Origin of the sequence: Natrialba taiwanensis DSM 12281, assembly GCF_000337595.1 — an archaeon.
GTDB classification, from domain to species: domain Archaea; phylum Halobacteriota; class Halobacteria; order Halobacteriales; family Natrialbaceae; genus Natrialba; species Natrialba taiwanensis.
In genome coordinates, this window is record NZ_AOIL01000048.1 from 122,146 (window position 1) to 148,207 (window position 26,062).

At 62.1% G+C, this 26,062-nt stretch carries 26 protein-coding genes and 1 pseudogene; 15 read left to right on the forward strand and 12 right to left on the reverse strand.

Annotated features, from left to right (window positions below; translation table 11 throughout):
- Positions 1-101 precede the first annotated feature (101 nt).
- Positions 102-1,286, reverse strand: a complete 1,185-nt coding sequence (locus C484_RS12735; RefSeq protein WP_006826329.1) for a trans-sulfuration enzyme family protein — start codon at positions 1,284-1,286, stop codon at positions 102-104.
- Positions 1,287-1,495: 209 nt separating this feature from the next.
- Between C484_RS12735 and C484_RS12740 the strand changes: the two genes are divergently transcribed.
- Positions 1,496-1,816 (forward strand): antibiotic biosynthesis monooxygenase family protein, encoded by a 321-nt coding sequence (locus C484_RS12740; RefSeq protein WP_006826330.1) that lies wholly within the window; start codon positions 1,496-1,498, stop codon positions 1,814-1,816.
- 254 nt (positions 1,817-2,070) lie between these two features.
- Here the strand turns inward: C484_RS12740 and C484_RS12745 are convergent, their stop codons facing one another.
- Positions 2,071-3,594, reverse strand: a complete 1,524-nt coding sequence (locus C484_RS12745; RefSeq protein WP_049915445.1) for an NAD(P)H-dependent oxidoreductase — start codon at positions 3,592-3,594, stop codon at positions 2,071-2,073.
- 147 nt (positions 3,595-3,741) lie between these two features.
- On the opposite strand from C484_RS12745, the gene C484_RS12750 reads away from it, so the two are divergent.
- From C484_RS12750 to C484_RS12770, 5 genes are all read left to right on the forward strand, one after another.
- Positions 3,742-4,149 (forward strand): hypothetical protein, encoded by a 408-nt coding sequence (locus C484_RS12750; RefSeq protein ID WP_006826332.1) that lies wholly within the window; start codon positions 3,742-3,744, stop codon positions 4,147-4,149.
- A gap of 316 nt (positions 4,150-4,465) precedes the next feature.
- Positions 4,466-7,096, forward strand: coding sequence for an alkaline phosphatase PhoX (locus C484_RS12755; RefSeq protein WP_006826333.1), 2,631 nt, complete (start codon positions 4,466-4,468; stop codon positions 7,094-7,096).
- A 4-nt stretch (positions 7,097-7,100) separates the two neighbouring features.
- Entirely contained in the window at positions 7,101-7,934 is an 834-nt protein-coding gene (locus C484_RS12760; protein ID WP_006826334.1) for a hypothetical protein, read from the forward strand.
- A 45-nt stretch (positions 7,935-7,979) separates the two neighbouring features.
- On the forward strand, positions 7,980-9,317 hold the full coding sequence (locus tag C484_RS12765; RefSeq protein ID WP_006826335.1) for an O-acetylhomoserine aminocarboxypropyltransferase/cysteine synthase family protein: 1,338 nt from the start codon (positions 7,980-7,982) through the stop codon (positions 9,315-9,317).
- Positions 9,318-9,404: 87 nt separating this feature from the next.
- A complete protein-coding gene (locus tag C484_RS12770; protein ID WP_006664901.1) occupies positions 9,405-9,791 on the forward strand; it encodes a DUF7522 family protein in 387 nt (128 codons plus the stop codon).
- A gap of 128 nt (positions 9,792-9,919) precedes the next feature.
- Here C484_RS12770 and C484_RS22365 read toward each other — a convergent pair whose 3' ends face one another.
- A complete protein-coding gene (locus C484_RS22365; protein WP_083867339.1) occupies positions 9,920-10,171 on the reverse strand; it encodes a hypothetical protein in 252 nt (83 codons plus the stop codon).
- Between the two features lie 310 nt (positions 10,172-10,481).
- On the opposite strand from C484_RS22365, the gene C484_RS24365 reads away from it, so the two are divergent.
- Positions 10,482-10,745 (forward strand): hypothetical protein, encoded by a 264-nt coding sequence (locus C484_RS24365; protein WP_239640980.1) that lies wholly within the window; start codon positions 10,482-10,484, stop codon positions 10,743-10,745.
- Between the two features lie 340 nt (positions 10,746-11,085).
- Here the strand turns inward: C484_RS24365 and gpmI are convergent, their stop codons facing one another.
- The gene (gene gpmI / locus C484_RS12775) at positions 11,086-12,657 is read right to left on the reverse strand and encodes a 2,3-bisphosphoglycerate-independent phosphoglycerate mutase (RefSeq protein ID WP_006826337.1); all 1,572 of its coding nucleotides are present in this window, start codon (positions 12,655-12,657) and stop codon (positions 11,086-11,088) included.
- A 92-nt stretch (positions 12,658-12,749) separates the two neighbouring features.
- Entirely contained in the window at positions 12,750-13,013 is a 264-nt protein-coding gene (locus C484_RS12780) for a hypothetical protein (protein WP_239640981.1), read from the reverse strand.
- A 169-nt stretch (positions 13,014-13,182) separates the two neighbouring features.
- On the opposite strand from C484_RS12780, the gene C484_RS12785 reads away from it, so the two are divergent.
- Positions 13,183-14,457, forward strand: a complete 1,275-nt coding sequence (locus C484_RS12785) for a DNA double-strand break repair nuclease NurA (RefSeq protein ID WP_006826339.1) — start codon at positions 13,183-13,185, stop codon at positions 14,455-14,457.
- 117 nt (positions 14,458-14,574) lie between these two features.
- Here C484_RS12785 and C484_RS12790 read toward each other — a convergent pair whose 3' ends face one another.
- On the reverse strand, positions 14,575-14,919 hold the full coding sequence (locus C484_RS12790; RefSeq protein ID WP_006826340.1) for a DUF7113 family protein: 345 nt from the start codon (positions 14,917-14,919) through the stop codon (positions 14,575-14,577).
- Positions 14,920-15,245: 326 nt separating this feature from the next.
- On the opposite strand from C484_RS12790, the gene C484_RS12795 reads away from it, so the two are divergent.
- The 3 genes from C484_RS12795 (at position 15,246) to C484_RS12805 (ending at position 18,733) form a co-directional block, all read left to right on the forward strand.
- The gene (locus tag C484_RS12795) at positions 15,246-15,938 is read left to right on the forward strand and encodes a DUF7344 domain-containing protein (protein WP_049915426.1); all 693 of its coding nucleotides are present in this window, start codon (positions 15,246-15,248) and stop codon (positions 15,936-15,938) included.
- A gap of 91 nt (positions 15,939-16,029) precedes the next feature.
- Positions 16,030-16,797, forward strand: a complete 768-nt coding sequence (locus tag C484_RS12800; RefSeq protein ID WP_394295311.1) for a hypothetical protein — start codon at positions 16,030-16,032, stop codon at positions 16,795-16,797.
- A gap of 52 nt (positions 16,798-16,849) precedes the next feature.
- Positions 16,850-18,733, forward strand: coding sequence for an ATP-binding protein (locus C484_RS12805; RefSeq protein ID WP_006826343.1), 1,884 nt, complete (start codon positions 16,850-16,852; stop codon positions 18,731-18,733).
- Positions 18,734-18,859: 126 nt separating this feature from the next.
- Here the strand turns inward: C484_RS12805 and C484_RS23060 are convergent, their stop codons facing one another.
- From C484_RS23060 to C484_RS12815, 5 genes and pseudogenes are all read right to left on the reverse strand, one after another.
- Positions 18,860-19,255, reverse strand: a complete 396-nt coding sequence (locus C484_RS23060; RefSeq protein WP_152422709.1) for a hypothetical protein — start codon at positions 19,253-19,255, stop codon at positions 18,860-18,862.
- Positions 19,256-19,382: 127 nt separating this feature from the next.
- Positions 19,383-19,781 (reverse strand): hypothetical protein, encoded by a 399-nt coding sequence (locus tag C484_RS24370; RefSeq protein ID WP_239640983.1) that lies wholly within the window; start codon positions 19,779-19,781, stop codon positions 19,383-19,385.
- A 120-nt stretch (positions 19,782-19,901) separates the two neighbouring features.
- Positions 19,902-19,979: pseudogene (locus tag C484_RS24640) on the reverse strand (FRG domain-containing protein); the annotation flags it as partial.
- A 3-nt stretch (positions 19,980-19,982) separates the two neighbouring features.
- The gene (locus C484_RS24375) at positions 19,983-20,252 is read right to left on the reverse strand and encodes a hypothetical protein (RefSeq protein WP_239640984.1); all 270 of its coding nucleotides are present in this window, start codon (positions 20,250-20,252) and stop codon (positions 19,983-19,985) included.
- A 182-nt stretch (positions 20,253-20,434) separates the two neighbouring features.
- The gene (locus C484_RS12815) at positions 20,435-21,055 is read right to left on the reverse strand and encodes an alpha/beta hydrolase (RefSeq protein ID WP_006826344.1); all 621 of its coding nucleotides are present in this window, start codon (positions 21,053-21,055) and stop codon (positions 20,435-20,437) included.
- A 119-nt stretch (positions 21,056-21,174) separates the two neighbouring features.
- Between C484_RS12815 and C484_RS12820 the strand changes: the two genes are divergently transcribed.
- Positions 21,175-22,062: a PspA/IM30 family protein gene (locus tag C484_RS12820; RefSeq protein WP_006826345.1), complete on the forward strand. Its 888-nt coding sequence runs from the start codon at positions 21,175-21,177 to the stop codon at positions 22,060-22,062.
- A 72-nt stretch (positions 22,063-22,134) separates the two neighbouring features.
- Here the strand turns inward: C484_RS12820 and C484_RS12825 are convergent, their stop codons facing one another.
- Complete coding sequence (locus tag C484_RS12825; RefSeq protein ID WP_006826346.1) at positions 22,135-22,701, reverse strand: FxLYD domain-containing protein; 567 nt, start codon at positions 22,699-22,701, stop codon at positions 22,135-22,137.
- A gap of 344 nt (positions 22,702-23,045) precedes the next feature.
- On the opposite strand from C484_RS12825, the gene C484_RS12830 reads away from it, so the two are divergent.
- From C484_RS12830 to C484_RS12840, 3 genes are all read left to right on the forward strand, one after another.
- On the forward strand, positions 23,046-24,131 hold the full coding sequence (locus tag C484_RS12830) for a hypothetical protein (RefSeq protein WP_006826347.1): 1,086 nt from the start codon (positions 23,046-23,048) through the stop codon (positions 24,129-24,131).
- A gap of 72 nt (positions 24,132-24,203) precedes the next feature.
- Complete coding sequence (locus tag C484_RS12835; RefSeq protein ID WP_006826348.1) at positions 24,204-24,770, forward strand: HPP family protein; 567 nt, start codon at positions 24,204-24,206, stop codon at positions 24,768-24,770.
- 141 nt (positions 24,771-24,911) lie between these two features.
- Positions 24,912-25,970: a hypothetical protein gene (locus C484_RS12840; protein ID WP_006826349.1), complete on the forward strand. Its 1,059-nt coding sequence runs from the start codon at positions 24,912-24,914 to the stop codon at positions 25,968-25,970.
- Positions 25,971-26,062 lie beyond the last annotated feature (92 nt).

Sequence of the window (26,062 nt, forward strand, 5' to 3'; positions counted from 1 at the left end):
TTGTTTTGAGACAGTTCAGCTTCCCGCTTGTGGCTGTCACATCCGGTGGACAAGTGACCCACTTGCGGATCGGGACGGTCGGGAGGAACGGGGAACGTGCGCTACGGGAGCGCCGTCCGGAGGTCCTCGCAGAGGTCATCGGCGTCTTCAAGGCCAACGGATACCCGGACCAACGTCTCGGGAATCTCCGCTGACTCCTCACTCCGACTGAACTCATCAGGGATCATTAGTGACGGGACCTCAACAAGGCTCTCGACCCCACCGAGACTGGCTCCCGGCGTGAATACCTCAAGTCCCTCGACGAACGCCTCAAGTTCGATGAGCGTACCATCGAACTCGAAGGACAGCATCCCGCTGTACCCCGACATCTGCTCGCTCGCAAGATCGTGTTGCGGGTGGCTCTCAAGACCCGGATAGTGGACACGAGCGACCCGATCGTGGCTTTCGAGGAACCGGGCAACTGCCATCGCATTCTGCTCGTGATGTTCCATCCGAGCGGGCAGCGTCTTGATGCCTCGCGCAACGAGGTAGCAGTCGAACGGCGAAAGCATATTCCCAAGCCCAACTCGCTGCGCGAACGCCAATTGCTCGTAAACTCCCTCATCGTCGGTGATAACGGCACCACCGATCGAGTCGGAGTGCCCGTTGAGATACTTGGTAGTGCTGTGGACAGCGATGTCGGCACCCAGTTCGAGTGGGGCTTGGCAGTACGGACTCGCAAAGGTACTGTCCACGCCGAACAGGGCATCGTGGTCATCGGCGATGTCGGCTATCGTTTGGATATCGCACAACCTCATCAAGGGGTTCGACGGTGTTTCTGCCCAGATCAAGTCAGTGTCGGCATTGACTGCATCGGCGACGTTGTCGGGGTCACGGGCGTCAACAAAGTCGATGTCAACGCCGAGATGTTCGGCCATGTGTTCCGTGAGCAGTTTTTCGGTTCCGCTATAGATGGTGTCCGAGGAGACGACGTGGCCTCCTGGGGGGACCAGCGACAGCATCGTCGTCGATGTGGCGGCCATTCCGGAGGCGAACGCCAATCCATGCTCGCCGCCTTCGAGGCGGACTAACTGCTCTTCAAGGGCCGCCCGCGTCGGATTGCTCTCGCGCGAATAGTCGTGTTCATTGGCGTCCTCCCCGCTAGCCCACTCGAACGTAGTCGAAAGATGGATCGGCGGGACGATGTCGTTCGTTCCATCTCTATGAGGGTGCGTCTCGGTTTCAGCTGCGCCGACTGCGATGGTTGCGAATCGATTCCTGTCGGATTGGCTATTGTGTCGTGTCATCAGATACTCTCCACGGCACCCACTTAGACCCGATTTAGAGGGGTGTTCACAGGAATGTTCTCAGTTGCGAAGGATAGGTGTGAAGTTCCCGGCGAGGGTGGCCAGAACCCCAAACCCGATTTGGACGTGGGTCAGCGAGTCGTTGGTTGCTACCCGTTGTATGCTCCGAGGGAAAGCGTCTTGTTCGCATGGACAAGTGAATCGTCCTGATGTATTTGGTAACGTTCCGCCTCGCTCCGGGTGAGTACGATACGGAGTTTCATGAGTTGAATGACGCGATACAAGCGGCTGCTGAGGACACAGAAGGATATCTGGGCAAGCAGACGTGGCATGCACCGGATAGTGAGGAGGTTCTTGTCATCTACTATTGGAAGTCGTTGGACGCACTCGAGTTGTTTGGAGCGGATGCGGACCACAAACGCGCGAAACAGCGGTGGACAGAGTGGTACGATGCGTATGAGGTCACCGTTACGGAAGTCGTTGAGAGATATGGGAATGGGTTCGGTGACGATTCGAGCCCACTCGTGTAGGGAGATTACCAACTGGTTTGATTAGTGAAGTCCGTAAGTGGATAACGAGTATCTCCCTGTATCGGCCAATTCAATAGCCCGATCGAAATTTCCTGTTCTGGAAGATACGCGCCCTGTATTCAGTTCGACCTACAAACCTCATTCATGCCTGATAGAACGCTTACTGGTCAATACGCACATGTAGTAAGCGGATATTTCACGATAAAAAACTCTGAAAATAGTCCGTCAACAGAGACAACCGGAACTGACCGATATCAGATGAGATTGAGCAGCGGCACGATGGCGAACCAGACCAGAAAGCTCAGCGACGCAACCATCAGCCCGTCGATGCGTGCGGGGGTCGTCCGGTTCCCCAATCGAGTTCGAAGGAGCCAGACAAGTGCGAGCGCGTGGGGCACGCTGAGGGCGACCAGCGGCCCATAGAGGCCGCCGCCGATCCCGACTGCCGCCCAGACGACCCCCGTCAGGCTGGCAAGCAGCGCAGTCGCCGCCGCGACGGTCGCAGCACCGTCGATCCCGAAGCGGACGGCGATCGTCTCTTTGTCGGCGCTCCGGTCGGCGGCGCGGTCTGGAACGCCCGCCAGCGTGATCGACGGGAGCACGGCCAGCAGAAACGGGATCGAAAGCAGCCACGGCAGCGGATCGGCCGCTGCACCGCCCTGGACGACGTACCCGCACAGCAAGACGCCGGTGCTGTGGGTGATGGCCACGTCGAGTTCACCGAGCGTTCGGTAGGAGAACTCGAGGGGCGGAAGCGTGTAGCCGAGCGCCAGCGCGCCGAGGGCGATCATGACGGCCGCTGTGAGGAGGGTCGAGCCGGAGCTGACGGCGAGGGCGGCCCCGCCGGCACCGACGGCGAACAGGAGCGCGACTCCGATTCCGCGGCGCAGCGCCGCGAAGTCGAGTTCACCGTCGACGAGCACCCCCGAACCGCCGGTGAAGGGGCCGGCGAACGTATTTTCGCGGTCGGATGGATAGTCGATGAACTCGTTGGAAAGCACCGTCGCCGCCTCGAGAAAGAACAGGAAGGTGAAGCCGAGCCAGTACGGGAGCGACGAGACGGCGTCGCTCGAACCCGCTGCCGCCAGTGCGCCGATCGTGTACGCCGCCCACGCCATCGGGTAGAACTGCAGTCGAAGGGCTTTCAGCCACGCCGTTGTCCGGCGGCGAACGCGCGTCGAGCGGGAGTCGGGGCCGTCGGCGAGGGTCCGTCCCAGTCGGGTTGCTTTTTCGAGCCACGCCTCGCGTTCGTCTAGTGTGGACGCTTCGACCGGACCCAGGTTCGTGATTCGAGTGGTGCGGATGCCGGCGTAGCCGAGCGTCGCGCGTTTGACGGCGTTGGTTCCCGGCTGGCGGTAGATCCAGCGGTAGACCCACGGGGGCATGTCCATCGTGACGAGCAATTCGGCGGTCGTGTCGTCCAGTAGCCCTTCGTGGCCCGCGCCCTCCCCCTCGTCGTATTCGACGAACGCGAAGCCGGGCGTGAAGACGCGGTCGAAGAAGCCCTTGAGCCGCGCCGGCATCGTCCCCCACCAGTTCGGGTAGACGAAGACGAGGTGGTCCGCCCAGCGGATCGACTCCTGGGCCTCGCGGAGGTCGGGTTCCAGTCGCTGGTCGCTGGGAGAGACCTCGTGGACGTCCGGATCGAACGCGAGTTCAGCGACGGCGAGTTCGCGAACGTCGACGCCGGCCTCGAGCGCCCCGTCGCGGTATGCGGCGGCCAGCGACCCGCACAGGCTGTCGGTCCGGGGGTGACCGAGGACGAGCAGGACGTTCATCGTCGCTGTGATCGTCCCACCGTGGGACGCGGCCATCCTAAAAGACGGTGCTTGATGGTCTCAGTACGAAGTGCTCCCGAGTGCACAATAGATATCATATCAACGTTTAATACTATTTCGGGTCCGGGTGGGGGTAGAGAGACCGTCATGGCAACGTCCGATACTGCACCCGAGACCGAGGCCGTCGTCGAGGAGTACGTGCTTGGCGTTCGGATCGTCACGACCGATGCCGGCGAGCGCTATCGCTTCGAGGCCCCCGAACATACCGAAATCGTTTTCGACAGTCCGGAAGACGCGCGCCGCTACGCCGACGTCTACTTCGATGTGAACGGTTTCGTCGAGGAGGGAACCGGCGAGCGCGGCGTCCCGCCGGAGGTCGTGCAGGCCGGAAAGGATACTCTCGCGACCTACCTCGTGACGCTCCCCTGGGCCGACGTTAACTGGGTCGCCTCCTTCTACGGCGCGACGCCGACCGAAATCGAGCGGTATCTCTCGTGGGTCCGCGACCGGGCGACGGAGATCCGCACGCAGGTCGCAGACCGAGACGTTGAGTAGGCCGGCTGTGAGTTCCGTTCGCTTTGGAACTCGAACGCGGTCGTTTTTACTGGCGAATCAGCGATTCAGTTTCCATCCGGGACAGTGCGTAGCCCGGGTGCAGGCGCTGTGCGCGTCTGGATCGACGCGTATCGGTGACCGAAACCGTGACAGTGTGTGCTCGTTCGAGGAGACCGAGTGTAGCTACACAAATCGGCCAGAAGCTATATATGGTGCAATAGGAGACAGAGCCCTCGGTGCCGGTCCGGATCAGGATATAATGCACTAGTCACCTATTATAAAATTTCACGTCATTCTCGCTTCCTGAACCGAGTGCATGGTCGAATACACCAGGCGGACGCTGATGGCATCGTCGACGGCGGCGGCGCTCGGGGCGGGATTACTCGGGACGGCCCACGCGGCCGAGGGGGAGGACGAACACGACACGAAGACGGCACCGTACGTCAACGGGAACATCAAGCGATTCTCGACGACAGCACAGGGAGCGGAGGTTACGGGTCCGTTCGTCTTCGAGACGGGCGAGTTGCTCTACAGTCTCCAGCATCCGAGCGAGGACAACCCTGCGCCGTTCGACCGCGGCGGCGTCGGCGTCGTCGACGATTTCCAGTTCACGTTCGACGGGACGAGCGACGAGTTCGACGAGCTGGACGCGCCGCGGACCAACGCGGAACAGGCCGAAGTGCAGTCCGCCGCCGGCCAGTATCGGCTCCTCGTTCAGGCGGGAGACGAGATCAACGGCGGGACCGAGCGCTTCGGCCACCCGCAGACGCCGGCCGGCGAGGACCTCGGCGACATCGTCGAGGAGAATTACGAGGGCATCGGCGAGCAGGCCGACATGAACTTCTTCGTCGCGGCGAACGACGACGGGACGGAGGGCTACCTCTTTACCAACAACGAGACGCGACCGGGGGCGATTTCGCGGACGCCGCTGTACCGCGACGCGGACGGCTACTGGCAAGCCGACCTCGAGAACGCGATGGAACTCGAAAACACCGACGCGTTCCGCGCGATCGGCGGCACGAAGATCAACTGCTACGGCGATCTCAGCCCGTGGGAGACGCCACTGTCGGCCGAGGAGGAGTACGGTCACGCGCGGATTAACGGTCTCGCGACGGTCGGCGACATCGTCGAGCAGGGAAGCGGCGTCGGCCTGCGCGGGGGAAGCGAGTTCTGGAACCGACCGAACATCCTGGACGTCGAGAACTCGCTCGAGGAGATCTTCGGCGCGGACAGCTGGTACCCGATGGGGCTGAGCAACAACAGGGGGACCGAGAAGATCGCCTACCACCTCGGCGCCGAGCCGGTCGACATCGCCGACGGCGAGAACACGCCCCAGCCCATCGAGGACGAGGTGTTCCCCAACCGCTACCGCTACGGGAAGATCGTCGAGATTACCGAGCCGACCGCCGACGAACCGACGCCCGTCAAACACCACGTCTTCGGTCGGTCCGCCTGGGAGTGCCCCGAAGTACTGCCCGACGAGCGCACCGTCTACCTCGCTTCCGACGGCGGCGCGAAGGGGATCTACAAGTTCGTGGCCGACGAGCCGATTCCGGCGTACGACGACCCGATGGACGTCCGCGGCACGCTGTACGCGATCAAGGCGAGCGAGATCGGCGAGGGCACGGTCGGCGAAACCGACCTCGCCGTCGAGTGGCTCGAACTCGGCACCGCCAGCAACGCCGAGGTCGAGTCCTGGATCGCCGAGTACGACGGCGTGACGCAGGTCGACTACCTCGAAACCCACGCCGAGACCGACTGGGAGGAAGACCTCGAGACGGCGCTCGCCGAGGCCGACGAGGAAGTCGCCATCAACGGCAACCAGGATTACATCACTGACGAGGAAATCGTCGAGTGGGCCGCCCAGTACGAAGCGGACGGTCCCGACGGCGTCGACGAAGACCTCCGTCGCGTCCCCTTCCTCGAAACCCGCGCGGCCGCCAAGGAGATCGGTGCCAGCATCGAGTTCAACAAGGCCGAGGGGATCGACTCGCACGACGAGGCCGCACCCGGCGATTTCATCTACTTCGGCATCTCCTCACTCGGCGGCTCCATGACCGACGACGAGGGAGAGCTGCGGTTTGACGAGGTCGACACCGGCGTCGTCTACCGCGCCGAACTCGAGTCGGAGTACAACGTCTCGCGGCTCGAACCGGTCGTCGTCGGCCCGAACGCGAGCGATTCGGAGTCGCTGCAGGACGCCTCGCTCATCAACGTCGACAACGTCATGGTGATGGACGACGGGCGGGTGCTGCTCTGTGAAGACAAGGGAAGCTTCGGTCGTTCTTACCCCAACGACGCCATGTGGGTGTACGAACCCCCGGCGGTGATCCGCGTCGACTCGCTGGCGGTCAGCCAGGAGGCGACCGGCGAGATCGACCTGACGCTGTCGTCGCTGCCGAACGGCATCGCAGGCGGTCGCGTCACCGTGACACTCGATCACACCGGTGTCGCGTCGATTACGGACGCCACCTACGGCGACGGGTTCGAACTCACCGCAGCGCCGGAGATCAGCGAGGACGGCTCCGCGGTCGAGTTCAGGTTCGCGGACATCGAGAACGAGATCGAGCCGGGGACGACGGAGACGACGCTGGCGACGATCGAACTCGAGGGCGTCGGCGCGGGAGCGACGGACGCAACGGTCGAAGTCCACGATCTGGACGACGATTCGGGGATGCCGGTCGAACCGCAGCGCCGACCGGGCGTCGTCGTCACCGGCCCGCCGCCGATCGGTGGTGTCCCGGGCGGCGGTTCGCCGACCGACCCTGACGGCGACGGCAAGTTCGAGGACGTCAACGGCAACGGCCGGGTCGACTACGACGACGTGGTCGTGCTGTTCGAGAACATCGACGACGACGCGGTCCAGTTGAACGAGGACGCGTTCGACTTCAACGAGAACGGCCAGATCGACTACGACGACACCGTCGCCCTCTACGACGAGCTGTAAGTCGATGTATCGCCACGATAGCGAGCCGATTTCCGAGACGCGAGATCAGTCGCGGACTCAAAGTCGGAGCCGAATCGCGGACGCAGACTGGTCGCGCCGACTCTCCCGCGCGGTCGTCGCCGCCCTCGCGATCGGGATCGTCCTCGGACTCGGCGTCGTCGCCCCGGTCAGCGGTGCCGGCTCGACCGCTGGCGTCGCCTCGTCCGGAATCGCCACCGCGGAAGCATCGACTTCAGCCTCCGTCGCCGCAGACGAACCCGAACTCGTCGTCTCCAACGGGACGATCGCTCCCGGCGACACCGGCACGCACCGCATCGCGCTGACCGACGCGCCGGATGGACTCGCGGGCTACAAACTCGAACTCGAGTTCAGTTCGGAGGGTGCAGCGAGGGTCGCAAACGCCAGCTATCCCGAGCGGTTCGGGCTGACGACCGATCCTATCGTCAGCGCGGACGGCCAGTCGCTCGCCGTGGAAGCCGCGGATCTGGACGACGAGATCGCGGCCGGTGCGACGAACGTCACGCTGGCGCGGATCGAGGTCGACGGCGTTGAGGCGGGAACGACCGACCTGCAGGTCGCGGCGATGCAGGTCGACGCCGACGGTGGGAGCCCTGTCGAACCCGCGGTCGAGGCGGGAACCGTGACCGTCGGTGATGGTGGGACCGAGGCAGGACACAACCGATCCGCTGACGGCGACGCGGAATCCGACGGGAGTGGAACCGACAGCGGCCTCCTCACCGACACCCCCGCCGAGTCGCTGCCCGGCTTTACGGGGACACTCGCGCTCGTCGCAGTTGTGGCGGCGATCGCAGTCGGGACGGCCGCTCGCCGGGATTGACGCCATCTAGTGGCTTTACGCGCTTCGGCCCTGAACCGTGGTGGCATGGGAGACGACCCCACTGACCACCGGTTCGCCACGAACAGCATCCACGCCGGACAAACGGCCGATCCGACGACGGGGGCGCGCGCACCGCCGCTGTACCAGACGACCTCCTACGAGTTCGACAACACGGATCACGCCGCCGCCCTGTTCGGCTTGGAGGAGTTCGGCAACATCTACTCGCGGATCATGAACCCGACGAACGCGATGTTAGAGGAGCGCATCGCCGAACTCGAGGGCGGCGTCGGCGCGCTCGCCACCGCGTCGGGAATGGCCGCGTTCGATCTCGCGACGTTCATTCTCGCGGATGTGGGCGACAACATCGTGTCGGCATCCTCGCTGTACGGCGGCACGTACACGTACCTTACCCACACCGTCGCAAAGCGCGGTATCGAAACGAAATTCGTCGACACGCTCGACTACGAGGCCTACGCGGACGCAATCGACGACGACACCGCCTTCGTCCACCTGGAAACGATCGGCAACCCCGCGCTCGTCACGCCCGACATCGAGCGCGTCGCCGACATTGCCCACGAGCGCGACGTGCCGCTGTTCGTCGACAACACCTTCGCGACGCCGTACCTGTGTCGACCCCTCGATCACGGTGCCGATCTCGTCTGGAACTCGACGACCAAGTGGCTCCACGGGGCCGGCTCGACCGTCGGCGGCGTGCTCGTCGACGGCGGCTCGTTCCCCTGGGAGGAGGGCGACTATCCCGAGCTAACGGAGCCGAACCCGGCCTATCACGGGATCAATTTCTACGAGACCTTCGGCGAGCAAGCCTTCGCCCTCGCCGCCCGCACGCGCGGCCTGCGCGACCTGGGCAATCAACAGTCGCCGTTCGACGCCTGGGTAACGCTGCAGAAACTCGAATCGCTGCCGCTACGGATGGAAAAACACAGCGAGAACGCGATGGCCGTCGCCGAGTACCTCGCGGACCACCCGGCAATCTCGTGGGTCAACTATCCCGGCTTGGAGAGCCACGAAACCCACGAGAACGCCCGGAAGTACCTCGATGGCGGTGAGACGAGCGAAGCGAGCCGATCCTCGGCGGACGGGACGTCCACCGTCGGCTACGGCGGCATGATCACCTTCGGTCTCGAGGGCGGGTACGACGCCGCCGAAACCGTCTGCAACGAGGTTGAACTCGCCAGCCTGCTCGCGAACGTCGGCGACGCGAAGACGCTCATCATCCACCCCGCGAGCACGACCCACCAGCAACTCACCGAGGATGAGAAACTGGCGAGCGGCACCACGGACGACCTCGTCCGGCTCTCGGTCGGAATCGAGGACGTCGACGACATCATCGCCGATCTCGACCGGGCGATCGAACAGATCTGAACCATCAGGGGCTGAGAGACGAGCAACGAGATAGGGACCGAGGTACAAGAGACGAGAGATTAAGGGCTCCGCGTCCAACGACCCACTATGGCCACAAGCCTTCTGACCCCGGGAGCCACGGACAAAATCATTACAACCTGTCGAACCGCCATCGGCGATAGTCTCCGCTCTGTCACCTACTTCACCCGCGACGACTACGAACAGCTCTACCTCCGCGACGACCTCGAACGCGACGCCGACCTCTCGACGTTCATCGGTCACGAGTGGCGCGGCTTCAAAACCGTCCAAACCGCCTACGAACGCTCCGAACTCGGCGAGTACAACTATACCATCCGCGTCTTCGACAACGGATTCTTGCTCCGCGTGACGACCGACAGCGACGGCGTCATCATCACCACCGACGGGCTCACGCTCAAGGACTTCGAAGAAGTCGCGACCGCGTTGAACTCGGTGCTTCCCGAACTCGGGGCGTAGACTTACACGCCATACCCCACACTCCGAGTTCAGTTTGTGATCGAACGCGCGAGGTGGTAGAGAGCAGTGGACGATCGGATGGGAGTCGAAAAGCAGTTAGCGTGGCGAATACCCGCGGTGAACGGCTGTTAGTCCTCTTGTTTCGTTCCGGATGTCGGCGCTTCCCGTGCTGGGGTCGAAGCCGCGTGATGGGTGGTTGCATCCGGATCCAAATCCGAATTCGACTTGGGATCGGACCCCAGACTGGAGGGAGACTCGGACGTGCGCCCAGGATGCCGACGCGAACCAGCGCCGATCGGCAGCCCGGAACCGGGATCACCATCAGTGCCGAGCAATCGCGCGAACCGGCGGCGTTCAGCGGCGTGTCTATCGAGATCCATGCCAACGGAACACGTCGATATCGGTTGTAGTTATGCACGCCATTTACCCCGGAAACCAGGGACTTCGATCGTGAAACGATCCCGCCTTCCGCTGGCGATTACGTGCTGTAACAGTTCCCAACAGACGACACTCACCGCGAGGAATCGCTCCGGAAACACGCGAGGGTAGAAGGGCGTCATAGATGCCTTCTCCCGGAGTTTATTCTATCCACTTCTGCGGTGAACCATCCGATAAGTGGGTATGCGGATTGATCAAATCGGTGTTTGAGCTTCCCGAAGACATATAGAGACTCACATCAAATATTTGACTATGGAGCGACGGAAATTCCTTGCTGTCGGTGGTCTCGGTCTTGGAATGGGGTATGCATGGAACAGGTCTCGATCTCCGTTAATCTCCAGTGGTATGACTGTAGATACGCTATACTACGAAGGGAATATTTTCGATGCGCGTGATGTATTTGGGCCAAGAGAAAAGTCACACACGCTCATAACAGACGAAGAAACCACTGCCAGCGAATTTAGAAATATTGAACAATTGTCTCATTTTACCGAAGGAACTGATTTTGATGAATAATATCTTCTTGTTGTTCAAAATGGAATGCGATCAGAAGACGATCTCGAATTGGATTCGATTGAACGCATTGGCGATGGCCTTCGGGTTGCTATTTCTATAGATAAGCCACTAATCCCCGATCATGACGACCTTATTACACATACTCTCCTTATCAGGATTACTGATGAGAAAAGCGTCTCCGATTCAGTAGATGTCAATATTGAAGGCTATTGATGATGGGATTATTTTGACAAAATTCGATACCCTGTGTTGTGTGGATCACCTGTATTGAGCGCAGAGCGTACTGAATCTATCTCCACCCGAGTTCAACAGGGCCGCATCGCTCGAGATGGCGAGTCGGCTACTCCAGCAGCGACTCGCCGGTCATCTCCGGCGGCTGGTCGATGCCGAGCAGTTCGAGCATCGTCGGCGCGATGTCGGCGAGCGTGCCGCCCTCGCGGACCGTTCGCCCGCCGTCGGTGCCGTCGGGTGCCAGGTAGACCAGCGGCACGTCGTTGTACGTGTGTGCCGTGTGCGGATTCTCCGGGGTTCCCATGTCATCCGCGTTGCCGTGGTCCGCGGTGATGAGGACGTTCGACCCGGCCGCCTCGAGTTCGGCGACGAGTCGCCCGAGTTGTGCGTCGACGGTTTCGACGGCCTCGATCGCGGCCTCGTAGTCGCCGGTATGACCGACCATGTCCGGGTTGGCGTAGTTGAGCACGAGCACGTTCGGATCGTCGCTCTCTATCACGTCGATCGCGGTGTCCGTCACCGCGGGCGCGCTCATCTCCGGTTGCAGGTCGTAGGTCGGCACGTCCGGGCTCTCGATAATCTCGCGTATCTCGCCGTCGAACTCGACCTCGCGGCCGCCGTTCAAGAAGTAGGTGACGTGGGCGTACTTCTCCGATTCGGCGATCCGAAGCTGCGTCCGCCCCTCGTCGGCGAGCACCTCTCCCAGCACGTTCTCGGGCTGGTTCGGCGGGTACGCCACCGGCAGGTCGAACGTCTTGTCGTACTGGGTCATCATCACGACCTCGGCGTCCGGCGGACTGATGCTGAACTCGTCGGACCAGTCTTCCGGACGGATGTCGGCCAGCATGCGCGTCAACTGACGAGCGCGGTCCGAGCGGAAGTTAAACCAGACGACCGCATCGCCGTCCTCGAGCGCCGGCCCGCCCTGCTCGCGGCGTCGCCGTTCGCTCTCCGAGGCGCGTAGCGCCTCGCTCTCGATCAGCGTCGGCTCGACGAACTCGTCGGTGTCGCCGCGGTCGTAGGATTCCTCGACCGCTGCGACCGCCGAGGCAGCCTCGTGGTCGGCCTCGCGCTCGACGATCGCGTCGTACGCTCGTTTCGTCCGCTCCCAGTTCTGGTCGCGGTCCATCGCGTAGTACCGACCCGAGACCGTCGCGACATGGCCCGTGCCGTGCTCCTCGACGACGTCCTCGAGCGTTTCCAGGTACTCTCGGCCGCCGGTCGGCGAGGTGTCTCGTCCGTCGGTGATCGCGTGCGTGACGGCCTCGACCTCGCGATCCGCGGCGAGTTCGATGAGCGCGTGCAGGTGATCCTGGTCAGAGTGGACGCCACCGTCGCTGACGAGGCCGACGAAGTGAACGCGACCGTCGTTGCCCCGCGCGTTCTCGAATGCGGTGTTGATCGCGTCGTTCTCCCGGAAGGAACCGTCCGCGATGGAGTCGGCGATTCGGGTGTACTCCTGGTAGACGACGCGGCCGGCACCGATGTTCAGGTGACCGACCTCGCTGTTTCCCATCTGGCCGTCCGGCAGGCCGACCCGCCGGCCCGAGACCTCGAGTTCACCGGTGGCACCGTGCTCTGCGAACCGATCGAAGTTGGGGGTGTCGGCCGCGGCGACAGCGTCTCGTCCGTCGTCAGTGCCGAGTCCCCAGCCGTCGAGTACGATCAACGCGGCGTCCATGTCAGGGCGATATCCGGCCTGGCGTAACTAGCTGTCGCTGTCGGCGACATGCCACTACTGCCGAAAATATAAGAATCTGAGAATATATGGGGTTATGCCTCTGACTCGTGATCGAACGCCGTCCCGCAATCGCCACAGATCGTCCCATTGCCAGGCGTGCATCGCTGTGCGAGGGTCGCGCCGCACTCGGGACAGACCATATAGAGTCGATGTTCCGGGGCGACGCCGGCTTCGAATGTTGCCCGAATCCAGGCGTCAGGATTGTCGGGTTCGTAGAGCGTCACCTCGCCGTTTGTCTGTCGCCAGTTGACCGTGTGTTCATCGCGCTCGTCGGTCTCCATACCTCGGTTGGACATCGGGACACTGACAGCCATGCGACCCTCTCATATAATTTTTCTGATGATAATTTACCCACTCACGAGTTAACCCCCTGATCGTCATTTGTTTTGACCTTCCACGCGCATCGGTCCCTGCCCACCGCCATCGACCACTGGCTTTTTGCGAGTTCGGCGGGAGCCAACTGGCATGACACTCGATCCGGTCCACTTCGACGGCATCGCGCAACTCGCGAGGCGGATCGATCACGGTGCCGACGAACGCGACCGCCGCGAGTTCGCCGAGACCGTCTGGGAGTCGTTCCTCGACCCTCTGCGCGACGACGGGCGGACGATCCTCGAGCCGGTCGACGAGCGGTCCCGGCGGCTGGTCGACTGCGAGGCTGTCGCCCTGCGAGAGCGGGAGTTTCCGACCCGGTACGGCCTCGACGCGGGGACGATCAACCCGACGACGTTCAAGAACGGGCTCGTCATCGACATCGCCCAGGCGGCCATGAGCACGACGCCGAGTGAACTCGATCTCCACCGTTCGCGGACGACGGTGATGACAGTCCACTCGAACGACGAGACGATGACCGTCGACGAGGAGTGGGGCAAGTTCGACGCAGGCTACAGCCGCAGTCGGGCCGTGAAGATCCCCCCGCTGCCCCGCTTTGCGGAGGGCGTCGTCCACGCGCTCGCGCTCTACCTCGCCGAGAGCAAGCACGCGCTGGCACACGCCGAGGACGTGTCTGACCTGCTCGTCTTAGACGGCCCGCTCTATCCGCGCGGGCTGCTCCGCTGGGCCGACCAGCACCCCGATCTGGCCGACTTCCTGCTCGAGGACCCGCGGCCGACCACGGTCCTCGAGAACTACGTGCGACTGGTCGAGTCGTTCGTCGACCGTGGCGTTCCCCTCGTCGGATTCGTCAAGAACCCCGCCACACGGGTCGTCACACGGACGCTGAAAGGTAAACGCGATGTCGACGTGAGCGTCCCCTGGGCCGACGACACCGCGCTGTTCACCCAACTGCTCGAGCGCGGCGAGTTCGTCGAGGATGTCGAGGGCACGCGCTGGGAGCGAGATACCGACGCGCTCACCTACACGAACTGGTTTCGCTCGCGGGGCGGCGTCGACCGGCCCCTCTCGGCCGAGGGCGACGCGCTCGGCGTCGAGCGCCGTCTCGACCGCGAGCAGTACGAGGTCACGTTCTTCGTCGTCTACGACCCGCGCGAGGATCTCCTCTTTCGGATCGAAGCCCCCTACGCCTTCACGCGCGATCCGGACACCCGCGAGCAGTTGACGATGCAACTCCTGCAGGACGTGGCGATCGCCCGCGGTCCCCCGACCATCGTCGAGAAGGCGGACGAACTCGCGCGGATCAGCGCGCCGGAGAAGCAATCGCTTCGAGAGACGCTCGAGACGCAGTTCGACACGTCCCGCAAGCGGACGTACGACGATCACCGCTGGGACGAAGAATACTGAGCGGCTACTGACACTGCCTCAATTGTTATGTGTCCTATGATCGGCTGCGTTTCGCCCGCCGCCGTGGGCTTTGCCCCCCGAACGCCTGAACCTACGATCCCGTCGGCGGAAGCCGTGCTACAGGTCCGTATCCAACTCTACTTTCTCGATGTTGAATTCGACCGTCGACGGATCGACACCGATCCTGGCGAACTGCGTTCGGACGTGCTCGCGGGCGTTCTCGACCGCCTGATCCCGCGTATCGAAGCCACGCGGCATCGGCGACTCGAACGCAAGGTGGACCTCTCTGCCGTCGACCTGTTGGCTGGTTCCGCCGCTATCAACCTCGTAGAACTCGTCGCAGACCCAAACGTATGCAGCGTCCTCGTTCGGCGCGCCCTCGAAGGACGGAGCGCGCTCGCCGCGTTCGTACAGCGTCCCGGTAAGTTCGGTGTCTCCTGCACACCCGCATACCATGAGCATACGTCCAACTATGTTCCGTAGCCGCAAAAATATCGTGCACGATCCGAGAACCAAAAAACTTGATTCGCAACTGGACCGGGACCGGCTATCCACACCCCATAACACGATACTACGGCGCTACCGGTAATCTCAGTACGCTATTAATACGTTCTTCCCAAATCCACAATCAACCATTCTTGAAAGTCACTCCTCTCTATTCAGCCGTTCTTTGTCCGACTCTCAACTATCTGGTCGGAGAACGAGCCCATCTGCCGAATACCATCAGATATCGAGACCAAATCGTTTTGGAAACGGCCTTATCCCCGCTCTGGCAGTTGTGTTCGGTAATGGGTTCGGATGTTCATCTCGGAGATATAGGGGATCGGAATCCGGTAGTGACCGTTCCTATCGAACGCTACGACGTACTTCGACACCCTCGTCGTCTCCGTGTTCTCTCTGTTCTCATGGACGAACACTTCCTCTCGCTGTCCGAGCTGACGACGGAACTCTTACAACGGGAAGACACATCTGTCTCGGACGGCCAGGCCCGCCACGAGGTTCGTCTCAGCCTCGTTCACGCTCACCTGCCGCGACTCGCTGATCACGGACTGGTCGAACTCGACAGGGAGCCCGCCACTACCGCTACAAGCGACACTGACGCTGATACCGACACCGACACCGATACCGAGCCGACAGCACTCACCGTCTCACTCATCGACGAACCGCCCCTTTCCCCCGCAATCCTCTCCCTGCTCCTCGAGACCGACGCCGACGCCGGTGCCACCTTACTCGACCGGCTCGTCCACCCCGTCCGACTCCGCCTACTCGAGTTCATCGAGACGCAGGACGAACCGGTTTCGGTCGATGAACTCGCGACGGTGCTTGCGACGCAGATGGAGGTCGGTCCCACGGAGCGGTGCGAGGCGACGATCGAACTGCACCACAACCATCTGCCCGCGCTCGCCGACATCGACGCGATCGCGTACGATCGACGAGCAAGCCAAGTTTCGCAGTCGACGGAGATGGAGTCGTTTCTATAGACTGGTTTCCGATTACCGCGTTCGCTTCCCCTGATTCGACCGCTCCCGAGAATCATATACGAATGGCCCACGAACGGTGCCGACGAGACGCATGTCCGTGACCCCTCCAGGCCGACACGCACGACGACTGGGAACCGCCATATTCGTCGTTGTGCTGGTCGGCGCACTGACGCTCGGCGGGATTGGATCCGTCGCTGCCGGCGACCGCGTCGCGATCATCTCGTCTGACCCCGCGACGATTACGGCCCAACCCGGCGACGAGTTCACCGTCGACGTCGTCCTCTACGGCGAGGGGAGCCACGACGGCAGCGGCGCTTCCAGCGTTACCCTCGCCGCGCAGTACCATCCCGAGTATCTCGAGATCACCGACGTCGAACGCGGGCCGTGGCTCGAACAGGACGAGGAGACCGACGTGTATGCGACCCAGACGCTCGCTCATGAGCAGGGGACGGCACTTTCGACGCAGTGGCGCGACCCGGTTGCCGGCGGCGCGACGGGAATGGCGCGGATCGCGACGCTGACCGTCTCGGTCGCGCCGGACGCCCCGCCCGGCGAAACCGCGATCGCGTTCGGCGAGAGCGAGGTCGAACTCGCGACCGACTGGCCCATGCCGGTCGTCGGCGAGTCGGCGACCGTCGTGATCGACGGCGGCGAGACTGAACTCGAGTCGTTCGATCATCCGGACGTGGATTCGCTGTCGGCGGATGCCAACGCGACGACTGTGGACGAGAATTCGGATGCGGACACGACCACCGGTCCGCTCGATGCGCTCTCGAATTCCGTCCCTGAACTCGGCGTCGGCTTCGTCATCGCATTTGGACTCGTCGTTCTCGCTGTTCGAACCGTGCGGTCGGACTGACAGTCACCCGAGGAGGGAAACGCGTTTTAGGAACCGGTCAGATGGGATGAGTATGACCGATCTGGGAGATTTCGGCGAGTTCAGCGCCGATGGCGACGGCGATTCCGGGGTGTCGGACGGCGGTACGGCCGACATAGCGGGGGCAGACCGAGCGCGTGCGAGCGAGTCTGCGGGCGACGCGGAGGCCGGAACCGAGACTGCTGAGGACTCCTTCGAGTCGACTGCCGTCGAACCGCGCGGCGAGGATGTCGGCATCGGAGCGATCTGTGTCTCCCAGGGACTGCGAATCGCCGAGGATAGCGACGATACGACGCTCCGGGCCTATATCACTCGCGGCAACCGATCGTCGATCCGCATCGGGAGCTACCTGCTCGCCCCGTATCCGGACGGCGGCCGCGGAGCGTCGACCGGCGAGACGCTGTTCTGTCGCATTACGGGCCTGGAGTACGCCCAGCAGTACCACGCCGACGACGCGACGGAGATCCACGCGCGGCGGGCGATGCGCACGGACGACATCGAGGAGGCCGATTACAAGTTCGTCGCGAACCTCGAACCGGTGGCCATCCTCTACGATGATGATGGCGAACTCAAGCGCCGGATGACCGACCGCGTCCCCAAACCCCAGACGGTGATCCGGGAGGCAGACGACACCGAGGCGATCAAGACCGGACTCAAGATGCCCGACGACGGCGTCTTCCTCGGCCACCTCTCGGTCGGCGGCGAGAAGGTTCGAACCGCCGCCTCGCCGCCGACGATCGATTACCGGCTGAAAGACGATTACGAGGCCGGCGACCCACTCGTCTTCCGACACACGCTCGTCGCCGGCGGCACCGGGTCGGGGAAGACCCACGGCGCGAAGAACGTCCTCCGGCAGTACCTCGCCGACGAGCGGCGGTATCCGATGGCAGACGGCCGCAAGGTCGGTCCCGCCGTCGTCCAGTTCGACCCGCAGGACGAGTACGCGCAGATGCACGACGACAACCCCGACTTGGACGACGAGTTCGCCCGCCGACTCGAGCGGGAGGGGGTCGCCTACGGCGGGGGAGATGATACGACGGCGTTCATCCCCAAGGTGGGCTCGTCATCGTACGCGGCGGGCCACCACCGCGCGGAGCAAGTCGAGTTCACGATCCCGTTTTCGATGGTTCACGAGAACCCGTGGCTGGTCGCGGGCAGCGGGTTGAACGACAACCAGTACGGAGCGCTGGTCAGCGTGCTCTTGCAGCGTTTTCGGGAGCAGTACGGGGCCGACGCGACCTACGACGAGTTCACGCGCTTTCTCGACGATCCTGCGCTGCGCGAGGAGCTAGACGAGTCGGGGCGAGTCCACGAGGCGACCTTCGACGCGGTTCGGCGGCGCGTGCTCGGCTTCGGGCATATCTTCGACCAGGACGCGCGGCCGATCACCGAACTGGTGCACGAGTTCGTCCGCCCCGGCGGGTTGACCGTGGTGCCGACCTACCACATCAACGATACGCGGGCGACGGAGACGATCGTGCTGGCGCTCTCGTCGCTGCTGATCGACCAGAAGCTCTCGAACGACCCGACCTACGACCGGATCAAGGAGACGCCGCTCGTGCTCGGGATGGACGAGGCGCACAACTTCCTCACCGACGCGGATTCGGTGCAGGCGGGGAAGGTCATCAAAAAGTTCACCGAGGCCGCCAAACAGGGGCGTAAGGAGCGACTCGGACTCTTTCTCATCACGCAGGACCCCCAGGACATCCACGACGCGGTCTTCAAGCAGATCAACACGACCATCGTCCTGAACCTGGGCGACGAGGACGCGATCAAGAGCGTGAACATTCCGAGCAACCTCGAATCCAAGGTGCCCTACATGGAGAAGGGACAGATGGTCGTCTACTCGCCCGATAACTCGGAGCCGGTCGAACTGATCGGCCTGCCGAAGTGTCTGACCCGGCACGGCCGCGACTGAGTCTATACGGACTCTTGTAGTCCGCCGATGGTTGTTTTTCACTTCCGCATCGTGTGACTCCATCAAAATAGCCATTTAGAACGGATTCTTTAAGACGAATTTTTATATTTATTAATTACATATAATTCATCTTCTTTCCGAATATTTTCTAACCGCTGAACGAAAGACAAGAACAAATGCCCATAATAAAATAATTATTGAAATTATAACAAAACTAAACATGGAGTCTTGTTTAATTGGCGAGTTAACAAGAAGGACTGCTATTATAATACAAGATGAAATAAAGAATAAGCCTATCCCAAGCCATAAATCAGAGACAGTCAAGCCAGAGACTGGTTTGGCATACAACCACCAGATAACCAGAAGATAGACCATGCTAATGCCGACGATTTGTCCTACTCCACGCACACTAATTGGATTATTAATGGCTTGAACAGCTAGCGCGATGATTATTATACTACATAGAATTAATCCAAGTGCTTCGGTTTTGTCAGGTAGGGATCGTCTGGTATCTTTCCCCATATTGATTATGATTACTGAGGAAATAGAAAAAACTGCAGATATCGTATATAATGGAGTGCCTATCGCAATTGGATATTTCTGTCTCCGCGGTTTACTCCCCCGACTGGGGCTGATAGTACTGCTTCAACTACGTCGCCAGCCCCTCGAGGTCGGGGAACAGAGTTCGGTGGTTGACGTTCATCTGATCCAGTTTGTCGCGAAACTCGAGTTTGCGCTCGCCCGGGATGACGATCTTCCGGTAGCAATCGGGGTGGTCTTCGAGCCACCGATCGAGGAGCAGTTGCGGATCGGACTGGAACGAGAAGACGGCCGACTGGTTGGCGATCCGGTCGTCGATCGCCGGCGGCCGGAAGAAGACGACGTACTCGTCTTCGGAGCCCTCGTCGGGTGCCCACAACTCCTGCCAGAGTTCGTCGATGCGGGTGACGTCGAGGGTTCGAGTCAGGCCGGACCCGGCGTCGTCGGGGCCGGACTCGCGCGGTTCGTCGTCCAGCGTCACGTTCGAGAGGAGATGCGTGTCGAGCATGTGGGTCTCCGTCATCTCGAGGACCGACTGGTAGGAGTCGGGCAGGTCGGCGTGTAGCTGTCGGTAGTCGACGGCCCAGATCGCTCCGTCGTGGTCGGTGTCACCGATTCGCGTCGCGAAGTAGGCCGCGACGAGTGGCGAGAACGACCAGTCGAGCAGCCGCGTCGGCAGCCCGTAGTGTTGGGCGATCGAGAGCAGGTGCTAGATCGACTGCGACTCGTCGATCTCGTCGGCCGCGTACTGGGCGAAATTCCGGAGCAAGAGCGGCTCGAGGTTCCACTTTCCGGACTCGACGACGAAGCGGTTGATCGATGTCTCGAGGGTGTGATCGACGTGAGGGACTCCCCGGAAGACGTACGGCGAGCGGTGCCGGGAGATGTCGGGCATCCACATCTCCGCGGTGACCAGGTCCTGTAGCTCCGTCCACGATTCGGCGCGGACGATCGACTGGGCATCCGTGTCGTCGGTCATCGGTCGCTGTGAGCGGTCCGATGGGACTCCTCGAGAGACCGGTTCAGCATACTCGACCCTAGCGCCGCCGCGGAAATAACGGCGCTGCAAGAATATCGAACGCCCGGCGCGCAGCGCGCCCCCATTGTCGATCGGTTCGCAGCGACCCTCCGTTCCGCTTCGAGCTGTTCGGCCGTCTCGAGCTACTGTGACCCCGACTCGAGCAGTTCGCCCTCGAAGAACCCCGCGGCCGCCTCGGCGATGGCCTCGCGTTTCCCGAGGAAGAAGTGGTCTGCCGGCAGCGCGGTGACCTCGTCGCCGCGCTCGCGAGCGCGTTCGACCACCGGCTCCCAGTCGACGGTCGTGTCCCGTTCCCCGTAGAGAATGCGGACGGGCGTCTCACTCGGGAGAGACCTGAGCGCCGCAGCCGCGTCGAGGTCGTCCGCGAGCCGCGCTGCGGGGGCAAGAACGGCGACGGCGTCGGGAGCGGGATCGACATCGGCAGCCGTGAGCAGGCTCAGACTCGCGCCGAAACTGTAGCCGAAGAGGCCGACGCGGTCGTAGCGCTCCGTAGCCCACCGAATCGCGTTTCGCACGTCCTCGCGCTCGCCGTATCCCTCGTCCCATTCCCCGTAGTCAAAGCGCAGGCAGGCGACCCCGTTTTCGCGGAGTCGATCCGCGACGGCGACGAGTCGGCTATCGCTTCGCGAGCCACCCTGCTGGGGGTGGGGCGGGCAAGCAACGACAATGGCGTCCGTCTCAGCATCCGGTTCCGTAAGCGTGGCGCGTACGTCGCGACCGCCCGGAACGAGTACGTCGGTCATACCCATCCGTTTGGACTGGGACGTAATCAAAACGGCGAGCAACACCGATCGTCCGTCGATTCTCACGTCGTCTGTCGTTGATGTGATGTTTTTAAGGGTGACGAGCGTTAGGTACGAGTATGGGCATCCTCTCTCGGACCTCCTACGTCATCCGGTCGAAGATCAACTCTCTGCTCAACCGTACAGAGGACCCGACTGAAACCCTCGATTACTCCTACGAGCAGATGCGCGACCAGCTGCAGGAGGTCAAACGCGGTATCGCCGATCTTACCACCCAGAAAAAGCGCCTCGAGATGCAAAAGCGCCGACTCGAGGAAAACGTCGAGAAACACAACGACCAGGCTCGCACGGCGGTCCGACAGGACCGAGAGGACCTGGCTCGACGCGCACTCGAGAAGAAGAAGACGAAGATGAACCAGATCGAGGATCTGGAACGGCAAGTCTCGGAGCTCCAGAGCCAACAGGACAGCCTGATCGACCAGAAGAACGAACTCCAGACCCGTATCGAGGAGTTCCGCACCAAGAAGGAGACCATGAAGGCCCGATACGAGGCCGCCGAGGCGAGTTCGACCGTCTCCGAGGCGATGACCGCAACCGGCGAGGAGTTCGAGGATGTCGGCCGCGCCATCGAGCGCGCCGAGGAGCAGACCGAAGACATGGAGGCCCGTTCAGCCGCCCTCGACGAACTCCACGAAACGGGTGCGTTTGACGACGTGCTATCCGATAAGGACCAGATCGACCGCGAACTCGAGGACCTCTCGACAGGCAGCGGTGTCGAGGCTGAACTCGATACGCTCAAGTCCGAGATGGGCGAGAGCGAGGGTGCGAGTGCAACCGAGACGGAGGCTGCAACTGAATCCGAATCCGAGACTGACGCCGCGGCCGGTAGCGAACCCGAACCCGAACCCGAGCCCGAGCCCGCGAACGACGCTGATGTCGACTCGGATATCGACGACGCCGAAATCGACTCCGAACTCGCGGAGCTACAGGACGAGGAAAACGCCTGATTCCAACGGTTTACACCACTACGCAACTACACTACCACATACCGCACCGAACCGCCGCCCGCACAGCGCCACCTACGACGGCGTTCCGAGCACCGTAATATCGTATTCGTCGAGGACGGACGGCGACTTGAGGATGACCACCGTAAACGCCCACACGTCACCGCTGTCGAGATCACCGTTCGTCGACAGATAGCGCCCCAGTTGCTCTCCCATCTCGTTGTACACCCGAACGCGCACCTCCGCACGCCGAACCCGCTCCGACCCCGTATTCTCGATCGTTCCCTGAATCGTCGACCCCTTGAATCCGCTTTCGAACGTGAACTCGTGGGTCGTTATCTCGAGGCGGTTGAGCGGTGTGACACCCTCCTGTGTTTCCTGTTCTGCGAGGGCTGCTGCGGCGGTCAGCTGTTCAGCCGACCGGTTTCCGGCGTCGCTAGGCGGGTCGATCTGTCCCCGTTCGTAGCTCGGCCCGGTTTCGACGCCGACGTCGGTTCCGATGCTGGTGCAACCGGCGAGTGCTGCGGTGGCTCCGAGGCCCAGTGACGCAAGAAAGCGTCGACGGTACCGTCCGTCTCGACGAGTTCCGTCCGGCCGCGCGGAGCGGGACGACCCGTGAGACGAGTTCGGTGGTCGGGTCATCGAGTTGTGGTCCTCCGTGTGTTCCTCCGTCGAAACCGGTGGTTTGCCAGCTGTTCGTCGTGACCGTGCCCGGGCATGTATGGTTCCGATATCACCGCCGATATATTTCAGTGTGGGCCCTGAACCGTCGCTGCTGCTGGTTCGTGATGGGTGTGAACTCGTTTCTGTGTTCCTGTGATCTTGTCTTTTGCTCGGAATCTCTCGGTGTCTTGTAGTGTCTAGCTACCCTGTACCCGTTCCGTACCCGTTCGGCGTCTCGAACGAAGCACGCGCCCGTCAGTAGTGGGACAGCAACGGGATATGCAACGTGAGCGCTTATTGTCATATCCGTCGAGCGATGTGGTATGGCAGCTCCGGAGGCGAACGAGACGGTCGAGTCGTACCGGTCCGATACGGATCAGCAGCCGAACTCGCTGATGCGAGTGCTGGAGTGGCTGGTAGTTGAGGGGGATCGGCTGGCGGTGGCTGCGCTCATCTCCGGCGGTGTCTTCGTGCTGTTCGTAGGGTTGTACGAGGTGGGGCTGATTTCGTTTACGAACGCCAATTCGGTGACGCGGGTCGCAAGCGGAATGATCGCGGGGACGTTTTCGCTCGTTACGCTCGTCGTCTCGATCAACCAGTTGATCCTGTCACAGGAGTTCGTCTCGGCGGCGAGCGCGCACGATCAACTCGAGGGCGTCCTCTCGTTTCGCGACGAGATTGCGGAGACCGCTGCCGTCCCGGCTGCTCCGGCGTCGCCGACGCGGTTGCTCGAGTTGCTCGCGGAGTCGATTCACGGGAGCGCAGTTGCGCTTGCCGAGGCCGTTGATCCGGAGTCGGGCGTTGACGGGGGGCAAGCCGGCGGTCAGGGAGACGTGGAGACGCGTTTGATCACCCAGTTTGCAACCGACACCTCCGAGAGCAGCCAACGGATGGACGAGACGCTGGAACGATCCCAGCTCGATACCTTCGGGGCGCTCTCGGCGGCGATTGAGTACGATGCTCCCTGGCAACTATACGTCGCGCGCCAGATACGCGGGCGCTACGGCGACTCGTTGCCGGCGGAAGGCAGCGATGCGCTCGATTCGCTGATCGATGATCTGGTGTTGTTTTCGACCGTCCGGGAGCATTTCAAGACGACATACCTGCAGCGTGAGTTGACGCGATTTTCACAGTTGACGATCCTTACCGGCGTTCCGGCGATTCTATCGTCGCTGCTGATCGGGTTTCTCTATGCGGATATCACCGGCGCGAACGTGACGATCGCTGTCTTGCCGTACATCGTCTGTGTGCTCGTAACGATCGCCCTCTCGCCGCTCGCGCTGTTGGCATCGTATATCCTCCGGACGGCGGCCGTCACGCGCCGGACCGCATCGGTCGGTCCGATGATGCCACAGAAGGATCCTGATGAGGGTCCATTTACGAGTTCAGGAAACGATACGCTGGAGTAGGGACCATTGGAGCCGTCCAGTTGATCAATCCGGCCCGGAGTTTATGTGACCGATTGTGATTACCCACAACCGATGGGGTTCTGGAGCAAGCTTCGTGTTACCACCAGTGAATCGATCAACGTCCGCGACGACCTGAGTGCCGGCACCAACGTCACGCTTCACTTTCTCTTTCTCGGCGCGATCGCATGGGTCTCCGGCCAGCCGTTTCTCTTTCCGAGTCTCGGCCCCTCGGCGTACCTTCTCGCAACTGGCGAGAAAGACCGCGCAGAAGGGGCGTATCACGTTATCGGCGGCCACGCCGTCGCCGCCGTCTGCGGGTTGATCGCCTACGTTCTGTTCGCAAACGGCGTCGTCGTCGTCGACGCCTTCCAACAGGCCCAGCCCTTCTCGCCCGAGGTCGGTCGACTCGTCATTAGCGGTATTGTCTCGATGGCGCTCACGACGGTCGGCATGCTCTGGTCGAACACGAACCACCCGGCCGCCTGTGCGACGGCCTTGATCGTCGCTCTCGGACTCATGTCGACCGTACTCGAGGTCGTCGTTATCGTCCTCGCAGTTGCACTCCTGGTCGGCTTCCACAATACCATCGTCGATCGCGTGCAGGATCTCTACGGGGTCGAACCGGAAGCCCCTCGTTGACAGAAACGGCACCACCGATCACTAGTTCCCGGCCACCAGTCGCTACCGATCGTCTGTCGTCCACCCATCGGAACCAACCATCACCCGTCGTCTTCCAACCAATGGCTTTTATCCACCCGCGTGGTCGCTCCACCACAGTCGATGCACACCGCGAGTTCGGATGCGACAGATGAGGCCTCGGGTGATTCCTCGGTTACCGACGAGAACGGGGGTAACAGACTCGGCGGACTCCGGATGTGGCTTTTACTTCGAGTCGACCGACTCGCCCTGGCCGGCGTGATTCTCGCACTCATTTTCGTCATCCTGATCGGCACCAGTCAGCTCGGCTTCTCTCCCCACCGATGGATCGTCGATACGCAGGGCAGTATCGCCTTCATCTTCTCGTCGTTCATCGGTGCGATCATCACCGGCACGTCCATCGTCGTTACGATCAACCAACTCGTGCTCTCACAGGAACTCGGTGCGATCGGCAGCCAGCGCAGCCGAATGGAGGAAGCGACTTCCTTCCGCGCGGATACCGAAGACACCATCAGCGAAGACATCAGCCCGCCGGAACCCGGTTCCTTTCTCTACGAACTCGTCGACGGCGTGCAAGAACGCGCCGGTGAACTCGAGTCGGCCGTCTCGGAGAGCCGGGATGAGGAGCTGCGGTCGACCATCGAGGAGTACACGGACGACATTCGACAGAACGCCGAGACCGTCAAGGACAATCTCGAAGACGCTCAGTTCGGCACGTTCGAGGTGCTCTGGGGCGCACTGCAGTATAATTATTCGCGAAAGATCTACGACGCTCGCTCGATTCAGGTCGACCACGCGGACTCGCTCTCGGACGAGGCGGAGGAGAACCTCGAAGACGTGATTTCGACGCTGCGACTCTTTGCCCCGGCCCGGGAGCACTTCAAGACGCTTTACTTCCAGTGGGAACTGATCAACCTCTCGCGGGTACTCCTCTATGTCGCAATTTCGGCGCTCACAGTCATGGGGGTCCTGCTTATGTACGTCGACGCGAGTTCATTTCCCGGAGTGACACTCGGCGTCGACAACCTCGTCTGGGTCTCTAGCGTGGGGTTCGTCGTCGGGGTCTCGCCGTTCGTGTTGTTTACGACGTACATCCTCCGGATCGTAACGGTCGCGAAGCGAACGCTCGCGATGGGACCGTTCATCCTGCGCGAAAGCGAGCGGGACGAGGATCTCGGCTAGGGTCGACACCGCGCGGCCGTCGTCAGCCCCCCTCAGACGGACTGCTGTCGGACAGTGCCGGCGCAGCCGCGACCGGCTCTGCGAGTGCGCCG

Bases quoted from the DNA above. Each gene is read 5' to 3' on its own strand.
- C484_RS12735 (WP_006826329.1), bottom strand. From the start codon at position 1,286: ATGACACGACACAATAGCCAATCCGACAGGAATCGATTCGCAACCATC.
- C484_RS12740 (WP_006826330.1), top strand. From the start codon at position 1,496: ATGTATTTGGTAACGTTCCGCCTCGCTCCGGGTGAGTACGATACGGAG.
- C484_RS12745 (WP_049915445.1), bottom strand. From the start codon at position 3,594: ATGAACGTCCTGCTCGTCCTCGGTCACCCCCGGACCGACAGCCTGTGC.
- C484_RS12750 (WP_006826332.1), top strand. From the start codon at position 3,742: ATGGCAACGTCCGATACTGCACCCGAGACCGAGGCCGTCGTCGAGGAG.
- C484_RS12755 (WP_006826333.1), top strand. From the start codon at position 4,466: ATGGTCGAATACACCAGGCGGACGCTGATGGCATCGTCGACGGCGGCG.
- C484_RS12760 (WP_006826334.1), top strand. From the start codon at position 7,101: ATGTATCGCCACGATAGCGAGCCGATTTCCGAGACGCGAGATCAGTCG.
- C484_RS12765 (WP_006826335.1), top strand. From the start codon at position 7,980: ATGGGAGACGACCCCACTGACCACCGGTTCGCCACGAACAGCATCCAC.
- C484_RS12770 (WP_006664901.1), top strand. From the start codon at position 9,405: ATGGCCACAAGCCTTCTGACCCCGGGAGCCACGGACAAAATCATTACA.
- C484_RS22365 (WP_083867339.1), bottom strand. From the start codon at position 10,171: ATGGATCTCGATAGACACGCCGCTGAACGCCGCCGGTTCGCGCGATTG.
- C484_RS24365 (WP_239640980.1), top strand. From the start codon at position 10,482: ATGGAGCGACGGAAATTCCTTGCTGTCGGTGGTCTCGGTCTTGGAATG.
- gpmI (WP_006826337.1), bottom strand. From the start codon at position 12,657: ATGGACGCCGCGTTGATCGTACTCGACGGCTGGGGACTCGGCACTGAC.
- C484_RS12780 (WP_239640981.1), bottom strand. From the start codon at position 13,013: ATGTCCAACCGAGGTATGGAGACCGACGAGCGCGATGAACACACGGTC.
- C484_RS12785 (WP_006826339.1), top strand. From the start codon at position 13,183: ATGACACTCGATCCGGTCCACTTCGACGGCATCGCGCAACTCGCGAGG.
- C484_RS12790 (WP_006826340.1), bottom strand. From the start codon at position 14,919: ATGCTCATGGTATGCGGGTGTGCAGGAGACACCGAACTTACCGGGACG.
- C484_RS12795 (WP_049915426.1), top strand. From the start codon at position 15,246: ATGGGTTCGGATGTTCATCTCGGAGATATAGGGGATCGGAATCCGGTA.
- C484_RS12800 (WP_394295311.1), top strand. From the start codon at position 16,030: ATGTCCGTGACCCCTCCAGGCCGACACGCACGACGACTGGGAACCGCC.
- C484_RS12805 (WP_006826343.1), top strand. From the start codon at position 16,850: ATGACCGATCTGGGAGATTTCGGCGAGTTCAGCGCCGATGGCGACGGC.
- C484_RS23060 (WP_152422709.1), bottom strand. From the start codon at position 19,255: ATGGGGAAAGATACCAGACGATCCCTACCTGACAAAACCGAAGCACTT.
- C484_RS24370 (WP_239640983.1), bottom strand. From the start codon at position 19,781: ATGCTCGACACGCATCTCCTCTCGAACGTGACGCTGGACGACGAACCG.
- C484_RS24375 (WP_239640984.1), bottom strand. From the start codon at position 20,252: ATGACCGACGACACGGATGCCCAGTCGATCGTCCGCGCCGAATCGTGG.
- C484_RS12815 (WP_006826344.1), bottom strand. From the start codon at position 21,055: ATGACCGACGTACTCGTTCCGGGCGGTCGCGACGTACGCGCCACGCTT.
- C484_RS12820 (WP_006826345.1), top strand. From the start codon at position 21,175: ATGGGCATCCTCTCTCGGACCTCCTACGTCATCCGGTCGAAGATCAAC.
- C484_RS12825 (WP_006826346.1), bottom strand. From the start codon at position 22,701: ATGACCCGACCACCGAACTCGTCTCACGGGTCGTCCCGCTCCGCGCGG.
- C484_RS12830 (WP_006826347.1), top strand. From the start codon at position 23,046: ATGGCAGCTCCGGAGGCGAACGAGACGGTCGAGTCGTACCGGTCCGAT.
- C484_RS12835 (WP_006826348.1), top strand. From the start codon at position 24,204: ATGGGGTTCTGGAGCAAGCTTCGTGTTACCACCAGTGAATCGATCAAC.
- C484_RS12840 (WP_006826349.1), top strand. From the start codon at position 24,912: ATGCACACCGCGAGTTCGGATGCGACAGATGAGGCCTCGGGTGATTCC.